The sequence below is a fragment of the Bacillus sp. AR4-2 genome, from assembly GCF_008274865.1.
Classification (GTDB): domain Bacteria; phylum Bacillota; class Bacilli; order Bacillales; family Bacillaceae_G; genus Bacillus_A; species Bacillus_A cereus.
On record NZ_CP031062.1, the window covers coordinates 3402907 to 3421516 of the forward strand.

Below are 18610 nucleotides of genomic sequence, written 5' to 3' on the forward strand. Positions count from 1 at the left end.
AAAGAGGATCAATACTCCATCCCCTTCTTATCCCTACCTACTATTCACATTCGTACTTGTAAATCTCTTTACCATATCCCCTATCAATTAGTAAAAGTTCATTTGGATATAGTGTCTTATGTTCCATTCCTACTTCATCCTCTGCTATAAACATTCCATCAATAATCATTCCAACTACTTGTGATTCTTTCGCTACAAAGACAGATTTCGAACCTTTCTTCGCTATAAACGTAACGGATTGCACGGTTTTTCTTTCTGCTCTAAATGGGATACCAAAATAATGGTTCCACCATTTATTTCGAAGTAATTCTGGTTCAGATTGATATAGCCAATCTTTCGCTACCTCTTGATCCCATTCATAATACAGTAGTGCTTTCCGGTGAAATCTTGGCCGAACAATCCATCCTAAAACAATGATTCCTACTGCTAGCAGTAATAAAGTGATAGGAATGACAAACTTAAAAATAAGCGCATATTTTTCATAAAACGGAGCATCTTGAATATGGAATGTTATGTTTTTCTTTACTTCTTGTAACTTTGAATCCTGCATTACGATGGTAGCTTCTACGGTGCCGGTATCTGTAAAATTAAATGTGTCGGAGTAATAGGGACGAGGATAAACATAGATTTGATTTCCATGTTGCTTTATTTCATAATTGATTGATTGTTTAGATGTGACACCAGTAGATTTTAATAGTTTTTTTACAGCTTCTTCTGTCATTAACTTACCATCTAACTGTGGTTGTAAAACAAATGGTTTACTATTCTCTAAATTTGTCACTTTTTCTTCATAATCTTTTGTAACAGTTTGAAGTGATAATTTCGGTTTCTCAGCTGTTTCAATTTTAAATTCTTTCGTCTGTCTATAAAACCCCTTTATATTCATATGAACTTTCCCGCGTACTAACCCTTTACCAAGCTTCGTTTCGTAATAAAACACATGCCTTTTATCGTTCCACTTCATTGCATATTGTTTTCCATCTATTTCTACTTCTGCCTGAAAGTAAGAAGACTGAACTGGCAACTCCGTAGGCTTTGCTTCAATAACAGCAGTAACACCTTCGTACATGTTCTCTACATTTTTTTGACTACTATCATCTTTGTCATAAGTAGAAACCGTATAATTAAGCGCTGGTTCAACTAATACTTGTAGTCCTTCTTTCTCAATGTCCTGATCCACTTCTATCGTATAAGTTCCTGGTTTAATAACTTCCTCATTTTCCGTACTTATATGAACTATATTTCCGAACAATTTTGCTTCTCCTGGTGCATGTATGGAAAAAGAAGATTGTAATTGTAATGGTTTAGAAATTTGTGTGACCTGATAATCGGGCAGAGAAGGCGATTGTCGTACAAGCGTCATACGCTTTAACGGAAATGGTGTTGTAATCTCTACTCTTTTCCCCACTACTTTCGTTTTTACAATCGATTCAACAGAGGAGAATGGATCACGATTTGCAACTAATGCTGCCACTTGATTTACACTTTTTACAATGCCATCTTCTCCGCTTGACGGCATCGTAACACCATTTATCTCTTTCTTCCATATTTCCTTGAACGTATTTAGTTGTTCTTTTTCTTGTTGTCCTAAATCTTCTTCCATCGTAATTAAGACTGGATGTAACGATATCTTTTTTGTATCCATTTCTTTCTTAAACTGGGCTAATTTCTGCAAAATTTGTTCTTTTCCGCCAACCTTATCTTTCTCTAAATCATTAAATGCCCCGTCAGTTAATACAATAAGCCAAAATTCACGTTTTCCATCTATATCTGCTTCCTTTTTTATAGATTGCATCGCCGTTTCTACCGCGCTAAATGGAGTATTTAAATACGTTTTCCACGCTCCAATTCCCTCAATTTCTGTTTGCCTTTTATCCTTCGTTAACGAAATGTTTAATGGATCATTCGGCTTACTCATTGGAACGTAAGAAAATTTATCTTTTTCATCCAATAGCGCAACTAAACTTTGCAAAGCATAATTGGCATATTTCCAGCGATCGTTATTTCTCATGCTGCCCGAATCGTCATATACAAGTGAAACGACCCTTTCCTTTGCCTCCTCTCCTTTTGCAAAAGCTGATAAAGGTAAACATATAAATAGAAACAACATGAACGTGGCACAAATTCGGATTTTCATGATGAGGCTTCGCCACCTTTGTAGACAAATTCCTATGTTTAAATTTATGAGAGGAAACAAGATATATGACTTGTATTTTAGGACAACTAACCCACCATAACCTTATTATGTAAACAGATCATACACTTGGTAATATTCCTTCTAGCATTCTCTATCCAATTATATAAGTAAAAAAGCCTGTTTAAGCTCCACGCTTAAAACAGACTTTTCCTACTTTTTATTTTAAAAACACATAACAAAAAGTTTGATTTTTGACTTAACACATCACTTCTATTGTAAATCCACCAGGTGCTTCAATATAAAACGTATACGCATGGGCATGCTTAGGAGGCTCGACCAAAAATCCATCTTCCTTCAATCTTCGATTTATCTTGTCTACTTGTTCTTCACTTTCTTGTGGAAATCCTACATGAAATGTTTTTGGATACTGAACTTCTTTCCCTTTCATTAACGTTAGTATAAATCCATCATTATCACGCATAACTGCAAAGGCATTCCCCCTTGTTCCACTACAAGTTAAGCCAAAATACTTTTCTAAAAACTCTCTTGCAGCTACTACATCTGCAACTGTTAAATTAAGATGTTTAATTCCCAACTCATCACCTTCTTTCTTAATTTTCTAACATTTTATCATACAATTAAAAAACACGCCTTTCACAGCGTGTTTCATTGCTTTACATACACTTCAACAATCGGATTCTCTTTATGATCCGCATGCAAGCGTATATTCTCTTCACCTGTATTATAAATACTAGCTAATAACATTATCGTTAACACATTAGGTGTCTTCGCATCACTTCCGTATTTTCTCTCAAGCGCTTCCTTATATTCAAAATCTAAATCCCCCTGCACATATGTATACACTTCAAAACCATCTTCTAAATTGCAAACTACTGTATCAATAATATCTGTCCCTACTTGCTTCTTCATTTCCTCTCGTAACGCTTCAATAAAATCTTCCCATGGTACTTCGTATGTCTGAAACTGATCTGTAGATTTCATGCCTTTTCCTCCTTATATATCCTCTTCTTATATTTCCCCTTTCCTATAACAATTATGATAGATAGGGCATTCGTACAAGCCGCACTTGTCCCCCTTACATATCGTATTACTGTAATGCGGAAGGAGGAAAGAATATGCATAGACAAAAATGTTATCATACATGCCAACGTTATTTCGGAAAAGTTGTTCGGATTGAAGACCGTGATGGCCGTATACATTTAGGTAAAATAATCGATGTGACACAAAACTCTGTATGGATCGAACCGGTGCAACAGCGCTCATCTTTTGATTCAGGGTTCGGATACTACGACGCTTATGCAAACGGTGGTTGTGACCTTTGTGGAGGCCTTAGCAGGTGTGATAGTTGTGGATTCGGATGCGGTGGTGGATTCAGCAGCTGCGGATGTGGTGGTCGTGGTTGTAGTAGTTGTGGTTGCGGCGGCTGGGGAGGCGGCGGTTGTGGCTGGGGTGTTGAACTCGGATTTGGTTTCATCTTCGGAATTACATTAGCTGCATTATTTTTCATTTAACATAGTAAAGAGTTGGCTACCTTTAGCCAACTCTTTTTCTTTATTTTTCACATATAAAAATACGATGCCCTAAAATGTGCTGGTACATAAGCCGTACATTTTCATGCTGTGCCCACGCCTCATATAACTCATTCGGAATATGTGAGGATACATTCCATTCTGGCTCTTCTACAGAGCCAGAGATTGTTTCTGCAATCGTGCCACCACCCGCAATTGTAATTCTTTTAAAATTTGCTTTCTGAAATAATTGTACCCACTCATTCTCAGTTAACAGTTCTTTCATACCATATAATTGGGCGATTTTTTCTTCCTCACCCTTATCAATGTGCCTATCAATAATCATTTCAATGACAACAAGCTTACCGTCCTGCTGTAATACACGATAACACTCCGAGATAACCCTTTCTTTGTCTGTAAAAGCGATGATTGATTCTCCAAGTACGAACTCAAATGAGTTATTCAAACACGGTAAATTCTCTACATTTCCTTCAATTAATTGTATATCTAACCCTTCAAACAACCATCTATCTTTTGCCTTTTGAATCATAATTTCATTCTTTTCAACCGCTGTTACTTTATAACCAAATTCCCTTGTCATATATGCCGCTGTTTTCCCCGTACCGCAACCTATCTCAAGGACATTCGCTCCATATTTAAAAGGCAGTTGTGCTAACAATTGTTTTGTTAACGTAAAACCACCAGGATGAGCACTTCCTATTCCGTAATAAGCTAGGAAATCGATGTATGTGTTTCGTTTCATGGGATTCTCCCTTTTTTATTTTATATATTCGAGGACGGAAGAAAAGTGCATAGAAAAAGGGGGCGTATTGTACGCCCCTCATCTTACTTATCCTCTGTAATATATGCCCATTTATAGCTGTGGTCTCCACCAACTGGATGGTGAACAATACCTTTTACTTTCTGTCTTTGAACGATAGCATCACCACGTTGATATAATGGTGCAATTACAGCATCATCAAGTAACATTTTCTCAGCTTTTAGTAAGCTATCCCAACGTTCTTTCGTTTTCGTTAATAGCTCGCCTTTACCTTTTTCTACAATTTCATCATATTTTGGATTTGAATATCCAGTTTGGTTATGAGGACCATTTGTAACGAACATATCAATGAATGTCATTGGATCTAAGTAATCAGGGCCCCAACCAGCGTAAGATAAATCATAATCTAAATCTGATTCTAATTTTAACTTTTGTTTAAACGGTTGATTTTTCAAGTTCACTGTTAACCCTGGTAAGTTTTTCTCAAGTTCTCCTTTTAAGAACTCCCCTACTTTTTTCGCATTATCGCTATCGTAGTTTAATAGCTCAATCGTTACTTGCTCTTTTCCAAGTTCTTTTTTCGCTTTTTCCCAATGCTCTTTTGCTTTTTTCACATCTGTTTTTAAAATATCTCCGTTATCTTTACGGAAGTCTTTTCCATCTGGACTCTTCGCAAATTCTTTTGGTACTAAGTAATCTGCCGGTGTAGATCCGTCATTTAAAATAACGTTCGTTAAGCCTTTTTTATCATATGCCTTTGCAATCGCTAAACGTAAATCTTTGTTTTTTAATACTGTATCTTGCCCACCACGTTTTTGGTTTAAACGTAAGAAGAACGTTGATGGTGTTTTTTGTGTATAGAAGTCTGGATTTGATTTATATTTGTCAACCATTTCAGATGTAAGTCCCGCACGATCGATTTGTCCACTTTCATATAAGTTTACACGTGTACCGCTATCTTTTACTACGTTAAAGTTGATTTCATCTAACTTAACTGTTTTATTATCCCAATATTGTGCATTTTTCTTTAATTTCCATCCTTCTTCATGTTTCCAGTCTGTTAATGTAAATGGTCCGTTGTATAACGTTGTATCTGCTTCTAAACCAAATTTTTCACCTTTTTCTTTTACGAATTTTTCATTTAACGGATAGAATGTTCCGAATGAAGTTAATTCTACAAAGTAAGGAACTGGATTTTCTAATTCTACCTCTAATGTGTAATCATCTACAGCTTTTACACCTAACGTATCAAGTGGTGCTTTCCCATCATTAATTGCTTTTGCGTTCTTTAAATCAAACATAATGTATGCATATTCCGCTGCTGTATTTTTATCTACCGCACGTTTCCAAGCAAACACGAAATCCTTCGCTGTTACAGGGTCTCCATTTGACCATTTTGCATTTTTATTTAATGTAAATGTATACTTTTTACCATCATCACTCTTTTTATATGATTCAGCAACCCCTGGAGCTGCCTTATTATCTTTATCAAGTCGATATAAACCTTCCATTACGTTGTTTAAAGCTAGAAACGATACTTGGTCTGTCGCTTTAGCAGAGTCCATAGATGGAATCTCTTGAGACTCTGTTAAATTAAGCACTTGCTTCGCCGCTAACTTTCCGCCTTCTTTTTCACCACTTTTCGGTGTTGTGCTTGCCTTCTCTTTATCTCCTGATCCAGAGCAAGCTGTTAATGCCATACTCATTACTAAAACTGGTGCTACGACCGCTGTCAATTTTTTCATCTTTTTTCTCTTCATTTTTTTGTACCCTCCCCAATTATATGTACGATATTAACATTTAGAAATTCTCTACTAACTTTCGTTATCAGAAAATTCTTATTAATTAATATTCTACTGTTTTTTTAGATTTTGTAAAGTATTTTTGTAAATTTCTAAATATTTATTTTTTTATTATAGTAACTTGCTGTTTTAACTACTATATGAATTATCCCCCGTCTACTATATGTAAACATCCCTTCCCTTATTCCAATCTATTACTACGTTCTATATTTTTCTTATTAGCATGAGGTCTCTTACTATCATTCATCTGTCTTACTACTTACTGACCTCTCTATTTTCCTCCGATAGAACCTTCCTAATTACCTACCCGATTCTCAATAGGCTAACGAGATTTATTCCCTTATGCATACTAAAAAGCATTTCAAAAGCAGCTCAGCCACTTTTGAAATGCTTTCACTTTATTTTTTTCCGCCATCCTCAGTTACATACGCCCACTTAAAGCTATATTCTGGACTGATGTTATGTTTCACAATTCCTTTTACATTCGGTTTCATTACGTACGATCTTCCTGTTTGATATAAAGGAACTAACCCTGCATCTTCTTCAAGGAATAACTTTTCAGCTTTCCCTAACGTTTCCCAGCGTTTTTTCGCATCACTCATTAATTCATTACCTGCTTTTCCTACCATTTCATCGTATTTTAGATTTGAATAACTCATTTGGTTGTACGGGCTCTTCGATTCAAACATATCAATAAATGTCATTGGATCCGCATAGTCTGGACTCCAACCTGCATAAGAAATTTCATAATCTTGCGCAGTTTCTAATTTTAATTTTTGTTTGAACGGCTGAATTTTTGTATTAATCGTTACACCTTTTAAATTTTTCTCAATTTGATCTTTTACATAGTCAGCAATCTTTTTCGCAGTTCCATCATCATAACTTAGCAATTCAATTGTAACTTGATCTTTTCCAAGTTCTTTTTTCGCTTCTTCCCACGCTGCTGCTCCTTTTTTCGGATTATATTTCAGACCATTTTTAAATGTATCTTGATAATCTTTACCATCTGGCCCTGTTGCAAGTCCTTTTGGAACCAATTGATCTGTTGCTTTTGATCCATTATTTAAAATTACATTTGCCAATCCTTTTTTATCAACTGATAATGCAATTGCTTCACGAAGTTTTTTGCTCTTTAAAGGCGTGTCTTGTCCGTTACGTTTTTGATTTAAACGTAAGAAGAATGTACTTGATTCCGCATACTCACCATATTCTTCTTTGTTCGATTTATATTTATCTACAAACTCTCCTGATAGTAATGTAAAATCAATTGATCCTGTATCATATAAGTTTACTTTCGTTGCAACCTCTTTTACTACACTATAGTTAATTTCTTCTAATTTCACAGTCTTTTTATCCCAGTACTTATCATTTTTCTTCAGCTGCCAACCTTGTTCATGTTTCCATGAAGACATAACGAATGGACCGTTATACACAGTTGTATCTGCTTCTAAACCGTACTTATCACCTTTTTCTTTTACGAATTTTTCATTTAATGGATAGTATGATGGGAATGCTAATAAATTTAAGAAATACGGTACCGGTTTTTCTAATTCTACTTCCAGCGTGTAATCATCTACCGCCTTCGCTCCTAATTCAGTTACAGGTTTTTCTCCTTTATTAATCGCTTCCGCATTTTTAATATAGTAAGCAATAAATGCATATTCTGCCGCAGTATCCTTATCAAGTAAGCGCTGCCATGCGAAAACGAAATCTTTCGCTGTTACAGGATCACCATTTGACCATTTTGCATCTTTTCGCAGTTTAAACGTATACTTTTTACCATCTTCACTTTTCGTACTAGACTCTGCCGCAGCAGGAATTGGCTTGTTATCTTTATCAAGGCGATATAGGCCTTCCATCGTGTTCCCTAAAATTTGCGCACCTAATGTATCAGTAGATTTAGAAGTATCCATCGTCGGAATTTCTTGGTTTTCCGTACGATTTAATACTTGTTTCGCTGCATATTTAATATCAGATTTTTTTTCTTCCCCACTATTTGATGTAGTAGTCGTTTTCTTTTCCCCACCTGACCCAGAACATGCTGTCAATGCAACACTCATCGCTAAAACTGGTACTACAACTGCCGTTAACTTTTTCATCTTTTTTCTCTTCATTTTTGTACCCTCCCTAATTATATGTACATTACCAACCCTTGAGAGACCCCTTACTAAAGATTCGTTTTTCAGAAAATTACAACTAATGTTATTCTACTCTTTTTTTCGCATTTGTAAATAGTTTAATTTTAAATATTCTGACTTTTTATTCTAGTAGGATTTATCCCCCATCTACTATATGTACATACTATACACCTTATTCTCCTCTATTTAACCATACTAAAAATTAGTATTTTAAGCTCACAAAAAAAGCATTTCAAAGTAGCTAAGCTACTTTGAAATGCTTTTTTAACTCTATTATTTTTCAGTTACATATGCCCATTTAAAGCTAAATTCTGGACTGATATTATGTTTTACTACTCCCTTTACATTTGGTTGTAAAACATAAGAATCTCCACGTTGATATAAAGGTACAATCGCTACATCTTCTTCAAGTAATGTTTTTTCAGCTTTTCCTAACTCTTCCCAACGTTTTTTCGCATCGCTCATTAATTCCGTTCCAGCTTTTTTCACCATGCCATCATATTTAGGGTCAGAGAAGCTCATTTGGTTATGAGAATGTCCAGTCTCAAACATATCTAAGAACGTCATTGGATCTGCATAATCCGGATTCCATCCGCCATACGAAATATCATATTGTTGTTCAGTTTCTAATTTTAGTTTTTGCTTAAATGGTTGAAGTTTAATATTAACTGTTACACCTTTTAGGTTTTTCTCAATCTGATCTTTAATATATTCGCCAACTTTTTTCGCATTACCAGTATCGTAGTTTAAGAATTCAATCGTAACTTGATCTTTTCCAAGTTCTTTTTTCGCTTCTTCCCAAGCTGCAGCAGCTTTTTTAGGATTTGGTTTCAAACCGTTTTTAAATGTTTCTTGGAAATCTTTACCGTCCGGTCCAGTTGCTAACCCTTTTGGTACTAAGAAGTCAGCTTCTTTTGATCCATCATTTAAAATTACATTTGCTAAATTCTTTTTATCAATTGATAGCGCAATTGCTTCACGTAATTTTTTGCTCTTTAATGGCGTGTCTTGTCCATCACGTTTTTGGTTCATACGAATGAAATACGTACTCACTTGTGAATATGTGCCAAATTCATCTTTCTTGCTTCTATATTTATCAACGAACTCTCCATTTAATAAAGCAAAGTCAACTTGACCGCTATCATATAGATTGACTAAAGTCGCAGCCTCTTTAACAACACTAAAGTTAACTTCTTCCAGTTTCACAGTCTTTTTATCCCAATATTGATCATTTTTCTTTAATTGCCATCCTTGTTCATGCTTCCAATCTTTAAGAACGAACGGTCCGTTATAGACAGTTGTATCAGACTCTAAACCGAACTTCTCGCCCTTTTCTTTTACGAACTTTTCATTTAATGGATAATATGATGGGAATGCTACTAAGTTTAAGAAGTACGGTACTGCTTGCTCTAACTCAACTTCAAGCGTAAGATCATCTACTGCTTTTACTCCTAATTCAGTTACAGGTTTTTCTCCTTTATTTACTACTTCTGCATTTTTAATCGGGAATGCGATAAATGCATACTCAGCAGCTGTTTTTGGATCTAATAGACGTTGCCAAGCGTATACGAAATCTTTCGCAGTTACTGGATCTCCATTTGACCATTTTGCATCTTTGCGTAGTTTGAACGTATATTTTTTACCATCTTCACTTTTCGTGCTAGATTCTGCTGCTGCTGGAATCGGCTTATTATCTTTATCAAGACGATATAACCCTTCCATCGTATTACCTAGCATTTGTGAAGATACTGTATCAGTTGATTTTGAAGAGTCCATCGTCGGAATCTCTTGTGTTACTGTTCGATTTAACACTTGTTTTGCTGCTAATTTTTCCCCTGATTTACTATCTCCACTAGAGCTAGAATTTGTGCTTGTCTTCTTATCTCCACCTGATGTAGAACATGCTGTTAACGCCATGCTCATTGCTAAAACCGGTGCTACAACTGCTGTTAGTTTTTTCATTTGTTTCTTTTTCATTTTGTACCCTCCCTAATTCTTAACGATAGCTATTAAAGAATTTTCTGATAATTCTGTTTTTCTCTATATATTTATCAGACGATTCTTACTAATTCTTATTCTACTAATTTTTTAATTTTTGTAAAGTATTATTATTGAAAATTTTTAAAAAATTATTTTTTTACAGTAATATTCATAAAAATTCCATATTTTGTTCAAACCTTATTTCGCATTCATACACATTCGTTGTTTTAATCACTTTCATCTCATTTACCACTTGAATACTTGTTAATTATTGCTAATAAATAATGCATATATCTAAAAACATCTTTTCTACAAAAATAAAAAAGTCAGCAAAGCTGACTTTTTACCCGACCATTTTCTCTCTTTTCATTTCCTCTACTACTCTCGTATACTTCTCATCATCAAATTCATTTTCACTTTTCGCAACAACTACAGTTGCAATACCGTTACCAATTAAATTAACGATAGCACGTGCTTCTGACATGAAACGATCTACACCAAGTAATAACGCTAAACCTTCTAATGGGATAACATTCATTGCAGATAGAGTAGATGCTAGTACAATGAATCCCCCGCCGGTTACTGCTGCTGCTCCTTTAGATGTAACTAACAAAATAGCTATTATAGTTAATTGTTGACCTAGTGAAAGATCGACGTGAAAAACTTGCGCTAAAAATATAGTTGCCATTGATAAATAAATCGTTGTTCCATCTAAGTTAAAAGAGTAACCTGTTGGAATGACTAAACCTACTACCGGCTTCGAACACCCGAAGTCTTCCATCTTTGTCATCATCCGCGGCAGTACTGATTCTGACGATGATGTCCCGAGAACAATAAGTAATTCTTCTTTAATATGCGCTAAATATTTCCACAAACTAAATTTGTACAGTTTACAAATAAAATTTAAAACAATAAAAACAAATAATGCCATTGTCGCATATACACAAATCATTAATTTACCAAGTGGTATGAGCGTGCTTAAACCATACTTCCCAATTGTAAATGCCATCCCACCGAATGCTCCAACCGGTGCTAATTTCATTACAATTGATAAAATGTTAAAAAATACTTTCGATAATCTTTCAAAAAAGTCAATAACCGGTTGTCCATTTTTCCCTAACATCGTTAACCCTGCGCCGAATAAAATGGAGAAGAACAGAACTTGTAAAATATCACCTTTGGCAAATGCTTCAAACATGTTAGACGGCACGATATGTAAAAAGAAATCCATCCATTTCATTTCTTGTCCGCTTTGAACATATTGTGAAACATCTCCGCCCTTTAGTTTTGAGGGATCTAATCCATCTCCTGGACGTACAACATTCGCTACGATGATACCAATAATTAAAGCCGCTGTTGTAACAATTTCAAAATATAATAGTGCCTTCCCACCAACACGGCCTACCTTTTTCATACTTCCCATACTTGCAATACCTAGCACAATTGTTAAAAAGATAATCGGTGCAATAACCATTTTAATCATATTGATGAATGTTTCACCAATTGGCTTCATTTGTTGTCCAACACTCGGCCAAATTGCCCCTACTGCAATACCACAAATAATAGCCACAATAACTTGGAATGTTAAATTCTTTACGATTCTCATTTTTGATACTCCCCTGTATTTTCATTTCTCCCATACTATTTCAATAATTGCTAATGATATATTCTATGTAATAGCCCCCCTGTTATTTAACTTAAACTATAATTTATGTTACACTATTATCTTAAACTTGAAAATAGCATATAACATTTAAGGATAAAAGACATACTATTTAACATAATAAAAAAGCAGACATTACATCTGCTTTAATTCTCCTCAATCTGTTTTTCACTTAATCCTAGATGTGTTCTAAGAGTATTACTCAAACTCTGTAGATCTTTTTTATTAGGATTATAATAATATACACGTTGCCCGTTTGGGCCATTAGGTAAGTATAAATCATCACCAGCTAATTGTATTTTTTCAACTGAACCGTTTAAACCGTATTTATAAAAAGATAAAATATCATCCATTACTAAATTTGTTTTAAAATCACCATCAACCGCCTCAACTATTTTTTCTAGCTTCGTAACCGATCCTACACTTTTTAATTTACTTAAAATCGCTTCAATAACCAGTTGTTGGCGCTGTCCTCTCATTGCATCACTATCAATATGGCGCGTTCTTGCTAGTGCAAGTGCTTCTTCCCCATTTAATTTTTGTAATCCTTTTTTCAAATGAATCGCATCAGGTTCATCTTTACTATTTTGCTCCGTAAATTCAACTGGGACATCCACTTCAATACCATCTAACCCATCAACAATTTTAGTAAAGGAACCAAAATTAAATTTCACAAAGTAATCAACAGGCACCTGTAACAATTTCTCTACCGCTTCCACAGAAGCTTGCGGTCCTCCATCTTTACCATTTTTAACGAAACCACTTCCATATGCATGGGTTATTTTATCTTTTTTCTTTTCAACTGGAACATATGTATATGTATCACGCGGTATGCTCGTTAATTTCACTGTTTTATCGTCTTTATTAAAAGTCGCTAACAATAATGCATCTGTATGAAATGCACCATTATATTCCTTTTGTCGTTCTTGATTTTCATCAATTCCCATAATTAAAAGTGAAACATGATTTGCAATTGGCTTTACAGATTTCTCACGTAAATTGGATTTTTCACCTCGTGCTAAATTCAAATTAGATTTTTGTACAAGACTAGAAGTTTTCATATATACATAGGCTCCATAGCCAATTCCACCAAATAGTAATACCGCCAGTAGTAAACTTATTATCTTTTTCTTTTTATATTTTTGCTTATTTTTCTCTTCTCTTAAAAATGAATGATTCCCCATTTACTCTCCTCCTGTTTCTATTCATCCAATATGTTTTTCATTTTTTCATATTTAGCGCTATCCTTTTGAAACATACTTTCTTTCAATCCCTTATCTATTTGTATCCATTCAGTCGTAACTGAATATTGAATCAAGCCTTCTTGAAAACTAAGAAATTTCAACATAATCCCTGTATTTTTCTCCACAACCATTTCGAATTTCCCTCTTAAATCTTCAGAGGTGCTAACAGGCATCTCTATGTTTATAACTCCTTCAATTTTGTAGCAATCTAATCCAAGATATTTCGTTTCTTTATAATTCCAATCTTTATATCGAATTAATAAATCTGCGAATTCTGATTGAATACTATATTTAGCTAGCCCTACATATTCATCATCATATCTCTTTTTCTCATCTGATTTTCTCACTAACCTTTCCGTAGGATTTAATTTTAATAGTTCATTGTTTCTTTCTTTCGGGTTCCATTTTGTCTCTTTATAGGTATACTTCTCATCATCAAACTCTTTTTTCTTGCCCTCGTTATATATAATTGTTCGTTTTTTGGCTAGTTTATCTTCTTTCGAAGAGATACCTCTTTGTTTCTCCGTATCAATCGCATACTTATATGTTGTAGCAATTCTTGATGAGCTAGAATATTCCTCAAATTGTCCTGAAATATTTTTAAAATAATCAATAGAATCTAGCATTTTTTGATGAATCTTTTCTTTATCTGGATAATGTACATTCGATTTTATTTCTTCTTCATTTTCATAATCAGAAAACGCTTTTTTCTTTACATATTCAAATACTCCACCATTTTGCGCAAAACTTTGTATAGAAAACTCAGACATAGATACCACTGAAAGTATACAAACCGCTGCACTAATTATCATCATATGAATTTTGTAACTCTTCTTTTTTACCTTAAGATTATGTAGCGTGCCATTAATCTTTTCATTTAACTCTGGAGGTACTATAACATTTTCATCTTTTATTCTCTTTTTTAATTTCTCATCAAATAATTTTTCATTATCCATCCTTTACACCCCCTATTCCATCTTTAATCGTTTTTGTAGTTGTTCCCTCGCACGTGATAATCTTGATTTCACTGTTCCTTTCGGTATTTCTAACAGCTTTGCTACACTCTCTTGATTCATGTCTTCATAGTAATAAAGCACCGTAACAGCTCTTAATTCTTCATGTAACGATTGAATCGCATTACACAAATCTATATCTTCATACTGATCACACGCACTCATAATATAATCATTCTCTTCTGTCACAATTACATTTTTATACGCTCTAATAATATTGTTACACTCATTTATTAGTATTCGAATTAACCAGGTTTGAAAAAATTCTTCTTTTTTTAATTTTTTTATATTTTCATAGGCTTTTAAAATTGTTGTCTGTATCGCATCCTCTATATTTGTCTCATCACGTAACATCGCCTTTGCTATTCGATACATCTTCGCTTTTTCTGTATGTATAAGCGCTATAAAGGCTTCATGATCACCTTTTTTCGCTAAAGAAACATCCGTTTCTTCTTTTACAATCATTTTATATAAAGGGATTACTTTCACAATTGCTCCTCCTGTTTCATCCTCACTTCATCACTTCCAATTTAACTTTACATATATTAGACGTATGAACCTAGAAAAAGGTTCACTTTTTTGAATATTTTTGTAACTAAAAAGATAAATATCCTTTATAAGGATGCAATAAACATACTAGTTTAAATTTACAAATAAAAAAAGCCCACTTTCTCAGTGGACTTTCTACTCTATAACGGTAAATCCCTCTTCCTAAATACTACAATCGCTACGATAAAAATACAAAGCGCTACAGTAGTTAAACCTATACTTACCGGCCATATATTATATGATCCTTCAGCAATTTCTTTCGGACGAAACAGCGTGAATAATGATAGGTTTTTCATCCATTCTAACTTATCACTTAACTTCCCTACCATATCCAATACGAAAAATAAGATAGTTAAACTCGCTGAATAACTTAGTGCTTTTCTTTCGTCATTACATATACAAGAAAAGAAAAATGAATACGCACTAATGACTAAAAATATGAGCCCTCCGACTACATTTATCTTCAAAAATAATTCTTTATTTAAGTTATTATCTTGTAAAAACCATTCTGCACCTACTAACCCAGCTACATACGTAACAGATACAATAATTAGAAGTCCCAATATGAGAACAGCAGCTTGTGTAATCGCAATTTGCACTCTAGATACAGGTGTTGCTAGCAAGTATGCCATTGCGCCTTTATCTACATGACGAGCAATTAAATGTGTCGCAACTGTTACGCAAAAAATTGTTAAAATGATAATAAATAATAGACTATAGTATTCGCCCGCTAGAAAATCCATTACGTTTTGAATCGGACTTTCCATACCAACGATTTTTTTCACGCTATCAGGCATGGCAGCTATTAATTCATTTAGCCCTTTCGCTGATACCATTGACGGGAATATCCAAATTAATAACCACAGATATAAAGCTGCACCAGACGCATAACTCAAAATATTTTTTTGTGTTTCTTTCAAACTAGCTAAAAATAATTGCTTATTCATGCGTTACCCCTTCTTTCTTATCGTAATAATGCATAAATAAATGTTCTAAATCCATCGCTCTCGTTTGAAGTGCCGTTACATTATAGTTTGAAAGTGTTTGTAAAACAGTTTGATAGTTTCCTTGTACAATGATAGATGCCTCTCTGCCTTTTACCGCTTCAAATTGCAAATTACACTTTGTAAGGGACTCAATCTCTTCTTGTGATGATACTGTTACATCTATCACCTGTCTTCTCATACTTTGTAAATCGTGAATATTTTCAACCGTTACGAGTCGACCATCTTTAATAATAGCTACTCTATCACAAGTTCTCTCAATTTCAGTAAAAATATGTGATGACATTAGGATTGTTTTTCCTCTTTGCTTTTCCTCTAATATTAAATCTATAAATACTTGCTGCATAAGTGGATCAAGTCCAGATGTTGGTTCATCTAAAATTAACACCTCTGGATCGTGCATAAATGCAGCGACTATCCCTACTTTTTGCTTCATTCCTTTAGACATTTTGCGAATCGGTGTTTTCACATCAAATTGCAGACGCTCTATCAGTTCATCTCGTCTTTTCGTATCCTTTAATCCTCGCATTCCTTGCATTAATTTTAAAAACTCTAATCCGTTCATTCCTTCAATAAAAGAAATTTCACCCGGTAAGTAACCAACTTCCCTTTGAATTTTCGCCGCTTCATTCCAACAATCTAATCCAAAAATTGTCGCTTTACCAGTTGTCGGTTTTATAAATCCCATTAAATTACGAATCGTCGTTGATTTCCCGGCACCATTCGGTCCTAAATAACCAAATACTTCTCCCTCTTTTACATCAAATGTAATATGAAACAAACCTTTTCCGTTCGAAAACTGTTTTGTGACATCTTGAACTGAAATCATAATTCCACCTCATTTTTTGAAATATTTAATGTGTGATATTTCAAAATTATTGTACTCCTCATCTTCCATATTCGCAACAACTTTTTGAAATATTTATTAGTCCATATTTCAAAATTATTGTTTTCCATTATTTTTTCTTGTATATTTTAAGTGAGGTGATTGCATTGAACGGCTTTGAAAGAGTAAAAGAAAAGAAAAAGCGTGCCATTAAAGAAGCAGCATTCGTATTATTTTCAGAACGTGGATTTAATGAAGTGAAAATAGAACATATCGCAAAAGAAGCAAACGTTTCTCAAGTTACAATTTATAATCATTTCGGAAGTAAAGATGCGTTATTTAGGGAGCTTATACAAGAATTTATCATATCTGAATTTCAATATTATAAAGAGCTTGCAGAAGAAAAATTACCTTTTCATGATATGATGCAAAAAATGATTGTAAGAAAAATGAATACTGGCGGATTATTTCAACCTGATATGTTACTACAAATGATGCAAAGAGACGAAGAACTCCGTAAGTTTATTTATAGTTATCAAAATGAAAAAATCCTACCCTGGTATTTAGAAATATTAGAACGAGCTCAGCGCAAAAACGAAATTAATCCACACCTTACTAAAGAAATGATGTTACTTTACATTCAAATGTTTACAAAATTAGGTGATGAATTTGGAGCACAACTTCTTGAAGGAGATCGGGAAAAACATATAAAAGATATCGTTACGATGTTCTTCTATGGTCTTTCTGTTCCACAAAAATAAAAAGACACGAATTTCGTGTCTTTTTTATTTTATAGAAATGACTCTACCCTTTTCACTACTTTCAATCGCTAATTGAATCAGTTTAATAACATCTAAACCTTCTTTTGCTGTTACAGGTAGTTCCTCACCATTTAATATACTATCTCGTACACCTTTATAATAATTGTCATAACAACCGACTTCTGTTGGAATACGCTCTAAGCTTTCTTCTGTTTCTAAAGTAGCAAAATTCTCTTCATCGTCTACTCCATAACCGTTATCACCTGGCTTCATTCCATTTTTTAATTGCTCTTCCTGCGAATCCATACCGTACTTCACGATAGAACCTTTCTCTCCATGCACTATAAAATGCGGTCCAGCTTTTTTCACATAACTGCTACTACGTAAAATGACACGTTTAACTCCGTAATGAAGTACTATGTGGAAATAATCATCCACCTCTGCACCTGGTCGTTGTTTTATTACATCCGCACTTATCGCATCTGGTTTCCCGAATATTGATAACGCTTGGTCAATTAAATGCGATCCTAAATCGTATAATATACCGGATCCTGGTAGATTTTTTTCTCTCCATCGATCACGTACATGTGGACGGAAACGATCAAAATTCGATTCATATGCGTATACATTCCCTACTCTGTTTTCTCCTAACAATTTCTTAATTGTTAAGAAATCATTATCAAAACGACGATTATGATATACGCTTAACATTACATTATGCTGCTCTGCTAATGAAATAAGCTCTTCTCCTTCTTCAATTGAGACAACAAATGGTTTTTCTACAACAACATGCTTACCTTTTAAAATTGCTTCTTTTACATATGGAAAATGAGTTGTATTAGGTGATGTAATAACAACTAAGTCAACATCAGCTCGCTTCACCAATTCATCAATTGTACTAACAACATTAGCGTTTGGTAATGTTTCTTTTACTACCTCTTCTTTTGAGGATAATACAGCACGAATATCATATTCTTCTATTGTTTGTAATAGTGGGATATGAAATGTCGTACTAGAAAAACCATATCCTACAATCCCTACACCTATTTTTTTCATGTTGCCCCTCCATTTGTCCCGCTTTAACGGGCAGTAAGATTCCTAACTCAAAATTCAGTGAAAGCTAAGGCATTAGGTGAGGAATCAACTGCTTGTTAAAGCCCGATTGGTTCAACTAATAATCAGT

The 18610-nt window shown here is 34.2% G+C and carries 16 protein-coding genes; 2 read left to right on the forward strand and 14 right to left on the reverse strand.

The features are described 5' to 3' along the window. Positions 1 to 40: 40 nt before the first annotated feature. The 3 genes from DN399_RS17460 to DN399_RS17470 form a co-directional block, all read right to left on the reverse strand. Positions 41 to 2137, reverse strand: coding sequence for a vWA domain-containing protein (locus DN399_RS17460; protein WP_006928458.1), 2097 nt, complete (start codon positions 2135 to 2137; stop codon positions 41 to 43). Between the two features lie 256 nt (positions 2138 to 2393). Then, entirely contained in the window at positions 2394 to 2732 is a 339-nt protein-coding gene (locus DN399_RS17465) for a VOC family protein (RefSeq protein WP_000511518.1), read from the reverse strand. A gap of 71 nt (positions 2733 to 2803) precedes the next feature. Beyond that, the gene (locus tag DN399_RS17470) at positions 2804 to 3139 is read right to left on the reverse strand and encodes a hypothetical protein (protein ID WP_000842887.1); all 336 of its coding nucleotides are present in this window, start codon (positions 3137 to 3139) and stop codon (positions 2804 to 2806) included. Positions 3140 to 3273: 134 nt separating this feature from the next. Here DN399_RS17470 and DN399_RS17475 point away from each other — a divergent pair, with 134 nt between their 5' ends. After that, positions 3274 to 3669: a hypothetical protein gene (locus tag DN399_RS17475; protein WP_000555006.1), complete on the forward strand. Its 396-nt coding sequence runs from the start codon at positions 3274 to 3276 to the stop codon at positions 3667 to 3669. A gap of 40 nt (positions 3670 to 3709) precedes the next feature. On the opposite strand, the gene DN399_RS17480 is transcribed toward DN399_RS17475, so the two are convergent. From DN399_RS17480 to DN399_RS17525, 10 genes are all read right to left on the reverse strand, one after another. Continuing rightward, positions 3710 to 4429, reverse strand: a complete 720-nt coding sequence (locus DN399_RS17480) for a class I SAM-dependent methyltransferase (RefSeq protein WP_000828241.1) — start codon at positions 4427 to 4429, stop codon at positions 3710 to 3712. Positions 4430 to 4512: 83 nt separating this feature from the next. Beyond that, positions 4513 to 6207 carry a peptide ABC transporter substrate-binding protein gene (locus DN399_RS17485; RefSeq protein WP_149149864.1) on the reverse strand — a complete coding sequence of 565 codons (1695 nt, stop codon included), beginning with the start codon at positions 6205 to 6207 and terminating at the stop codon, positions 4513 to 4515. A 440-nt stretch (positions 6208 to 6647) separates the two neighbouring features. Then, complete coding sequence (locus DN399_RS17490) at positions 6648 to 8363, reverse strand: peptide ABC transporter substrate-binding protein (RefSeq protein WP_149149865.1); 1716 nt, start codon at positions 8361 to 8363, stop codon at positions 6648 to 6650. A gap of 297 nt (positions 8364 to 8660) precedes the next feature. Continuing rightward, positions 8661 to 10364, reverse strand: a complete 1704-nt coding sequence (locus DN399_RS17495) for a peptide ABC transporter substrate-binding protein (protein WP_000730167.1) — start codon at positions 10362 to 10364, stop codon at positions 8661 to 8663. Between the two features lie 346 nt (positions 10365 to 10710). Beyond that, positions 10711 to 11973, reverse strand: coding sequence for a dicarboxylate/amino acid:cation symporter (locus DN399_RS17500; RefSeq protein WP_001223628.1), 1263 nt, complete (start codon positions 11971 to 11973; stop codon positions 10711 to 10713). A 203-nt stretch (positions 11974 to 12176) separates the two neighbouring features. Then, positions 12177 to 13214, reverse strand: coding sequence for an LCP family protein (locus DN399_RS17505; RefSeq protein WP_000526716.1), 1038 nt, complete (start codon positions 13212 to 13214; stop codon positions 12177 to 12179). A 17-nt stretch (positions 13215 to 13231) separates the two neighbouring features. Beyond that, positions 13232 to 14230, reverse strand: coding sequence for a hypothetical protein (locus DN399_RS17510; protein ID WP_000368242.1), 999 nt, complete (start codon positions 14228 to 14230; stop codon positions 13232 to 13234). Positions 14231 to 14242: 12 nt separating this feature from the next. Next, positions 14243 to 14776 carry a sigma-70 family RNA polymerase sigma factor gene (locus tag DN399_RS17515; protein ID WP_006917575.1) on the reverse strand — a complete coding sequence of 178 codons (534 nt, stop codon included), beginning with the start codon at positions 14774 to 14776 and terminating at the stop codon, positions 14243 to 14245. 200 nt (positions 14777 to 14976) lie between these two features. Then, positions 14977 to 15783: a DUF2705 family protein gene (locus tag DN399_RS17520; protein ID WP_001041419.1), complete on the reverse strand. Its 807-nt coding sequence runs from the start codon at positions 15781 to 15783 to the stop codon at positions 14977 to 14979. Further along, entirely contained in the window at positions 15776 to 16669 is an 894-nt protein-coding gene (locus DN399_RS17525; RefSeq protein WP_000626577.1) for an ABC transporter ATP-binding protein, read from the reverse strand. Before DN399_RS17525 ends, DN399_RS17520 begins: the two co-directional genes overlap by 8 nt. A 155-nt stretch (positions 16670 to 16824) precedes the next feature. Here DN399_RS17525 and DN399_RS17530 point away from each other — a divergent pair, with 155 nt between their 5' ends. Continuing rightward, positions 16825 to 17427 carry a TetR/AcrR family transcriptional regulator gene (locus tag DN399_RS17530; protein ID WP_002024578.1) on the forward strand — a complete coding sequence of 201 codons (603 nt, stop codon included), beginning with the start codon at positions 16825 to 16827 and terminating at the stop codon, positions 17425 to 17427. 24 nt (positions 17428 to 17451) lie between these two features. On the opposite strand, the gene DN399_RS17535 is transcribed toward DN399_RS17530, so the two are convergent. Continuing rightward, on the reverse strand, positions 17452 to 18483 hold the full coding sequence (locus tag DN399_RS17535) for an oxidoreductase (protein WP_000719783.1): 1032 nt from the start codon (positions 18481 to 18483) through the stop codon (positions 17452 to 17454). Positions 18484 to 18610: the final 127 nt, after the last annotated feature.

Coding starts and splice junctions, on each gene's coding strand:
- DN399_RS17490 (WP_149149865.1), bottom strand. CDS start 8,363: ATGAAGAGAAAAAAGATGAAAAAGTTAACGGCAGTTGTAGTACCAGTT.
- DN399_RS17500 (WP_001223628.1), bottom strand. CDS start 11,973: ATGAGAATCGTAAAGAATTTAACATTCCAAGTTATTGTGGCTATTATT.
- DN399_RS17495 (WP_000730167.1), bottom strand. CDS start 10,364: ATGAAAAAGAAACAAATGAAAAAACTAACAGCAGTTGTAGCACCGGTT.
- DN399_RS17475 (WP_000555006.1), top strand. CDS start 3,274: ATGCATAGACAAAAATGTTATCATACATGCCAACGTTATTTCGGAAAA.
- DN399_RS17520 (WP_001041419.1), bottom strand. CDS start 15,783: ATGAATAAGCAATTATTTTTAGCTAGTTTGAAAGAAACACAAAAAAAT.
- DN399_RS17470 (WP_000842887.1), bottom strand. CDS start 3,139: ATGAAATCTACAGATCAGTTTCAGACATACGAAGTACCATGGGAAGAT.
- DN399_RS17505 (WP_000526716.1), bottom strand. CDS start 13,214: ATGGGGAATCATTCATTTTTAAGAGAAGAGAAAAATAAGCAAAAATAT.
- DN399_RS17535 (WP_000719783.1), bottom strand. CDS start 18,483: ATGAAAAAAATAGGTGTAGGGATTGTAGGATATGGTTTTTCTAGTACG.
- DN399_RS17485 (WP_149149864.1), bottom strand. CDS start 6,207: ATGAAGAGAAAAAAGATGAAAAAATTGACAGCGGTCGTAGCACCAGTT.
- DN399_RS17525 (WP_000626577.1), bottom strand. CDS start 16,669: ATGATTTCAGTTCAAGATGTCACAAAACAGTTTTCGAACGGAAAAGGT.
- DN399_RS17510 (WP_000368242.1), bottom strand. CDS start 14,230: ATGGATAATGAAAAATTATTTGATGAGAAATTAAAAAAGAGAATAAAA.
- DN399_RS17480 (WP_000828241.1), bottom strand. CDS start 4,429: ATGAAACGAAACACATACATCGATTTCCTAGCTTATTACGGAATAGGA.
- DN399_RS17460 (WP_006928458.1), bottom strand. CDS start 2,137: ATGAAAATCCGAATTTGTGCCACGTTCATGTTGTTTCTATTTATATGT.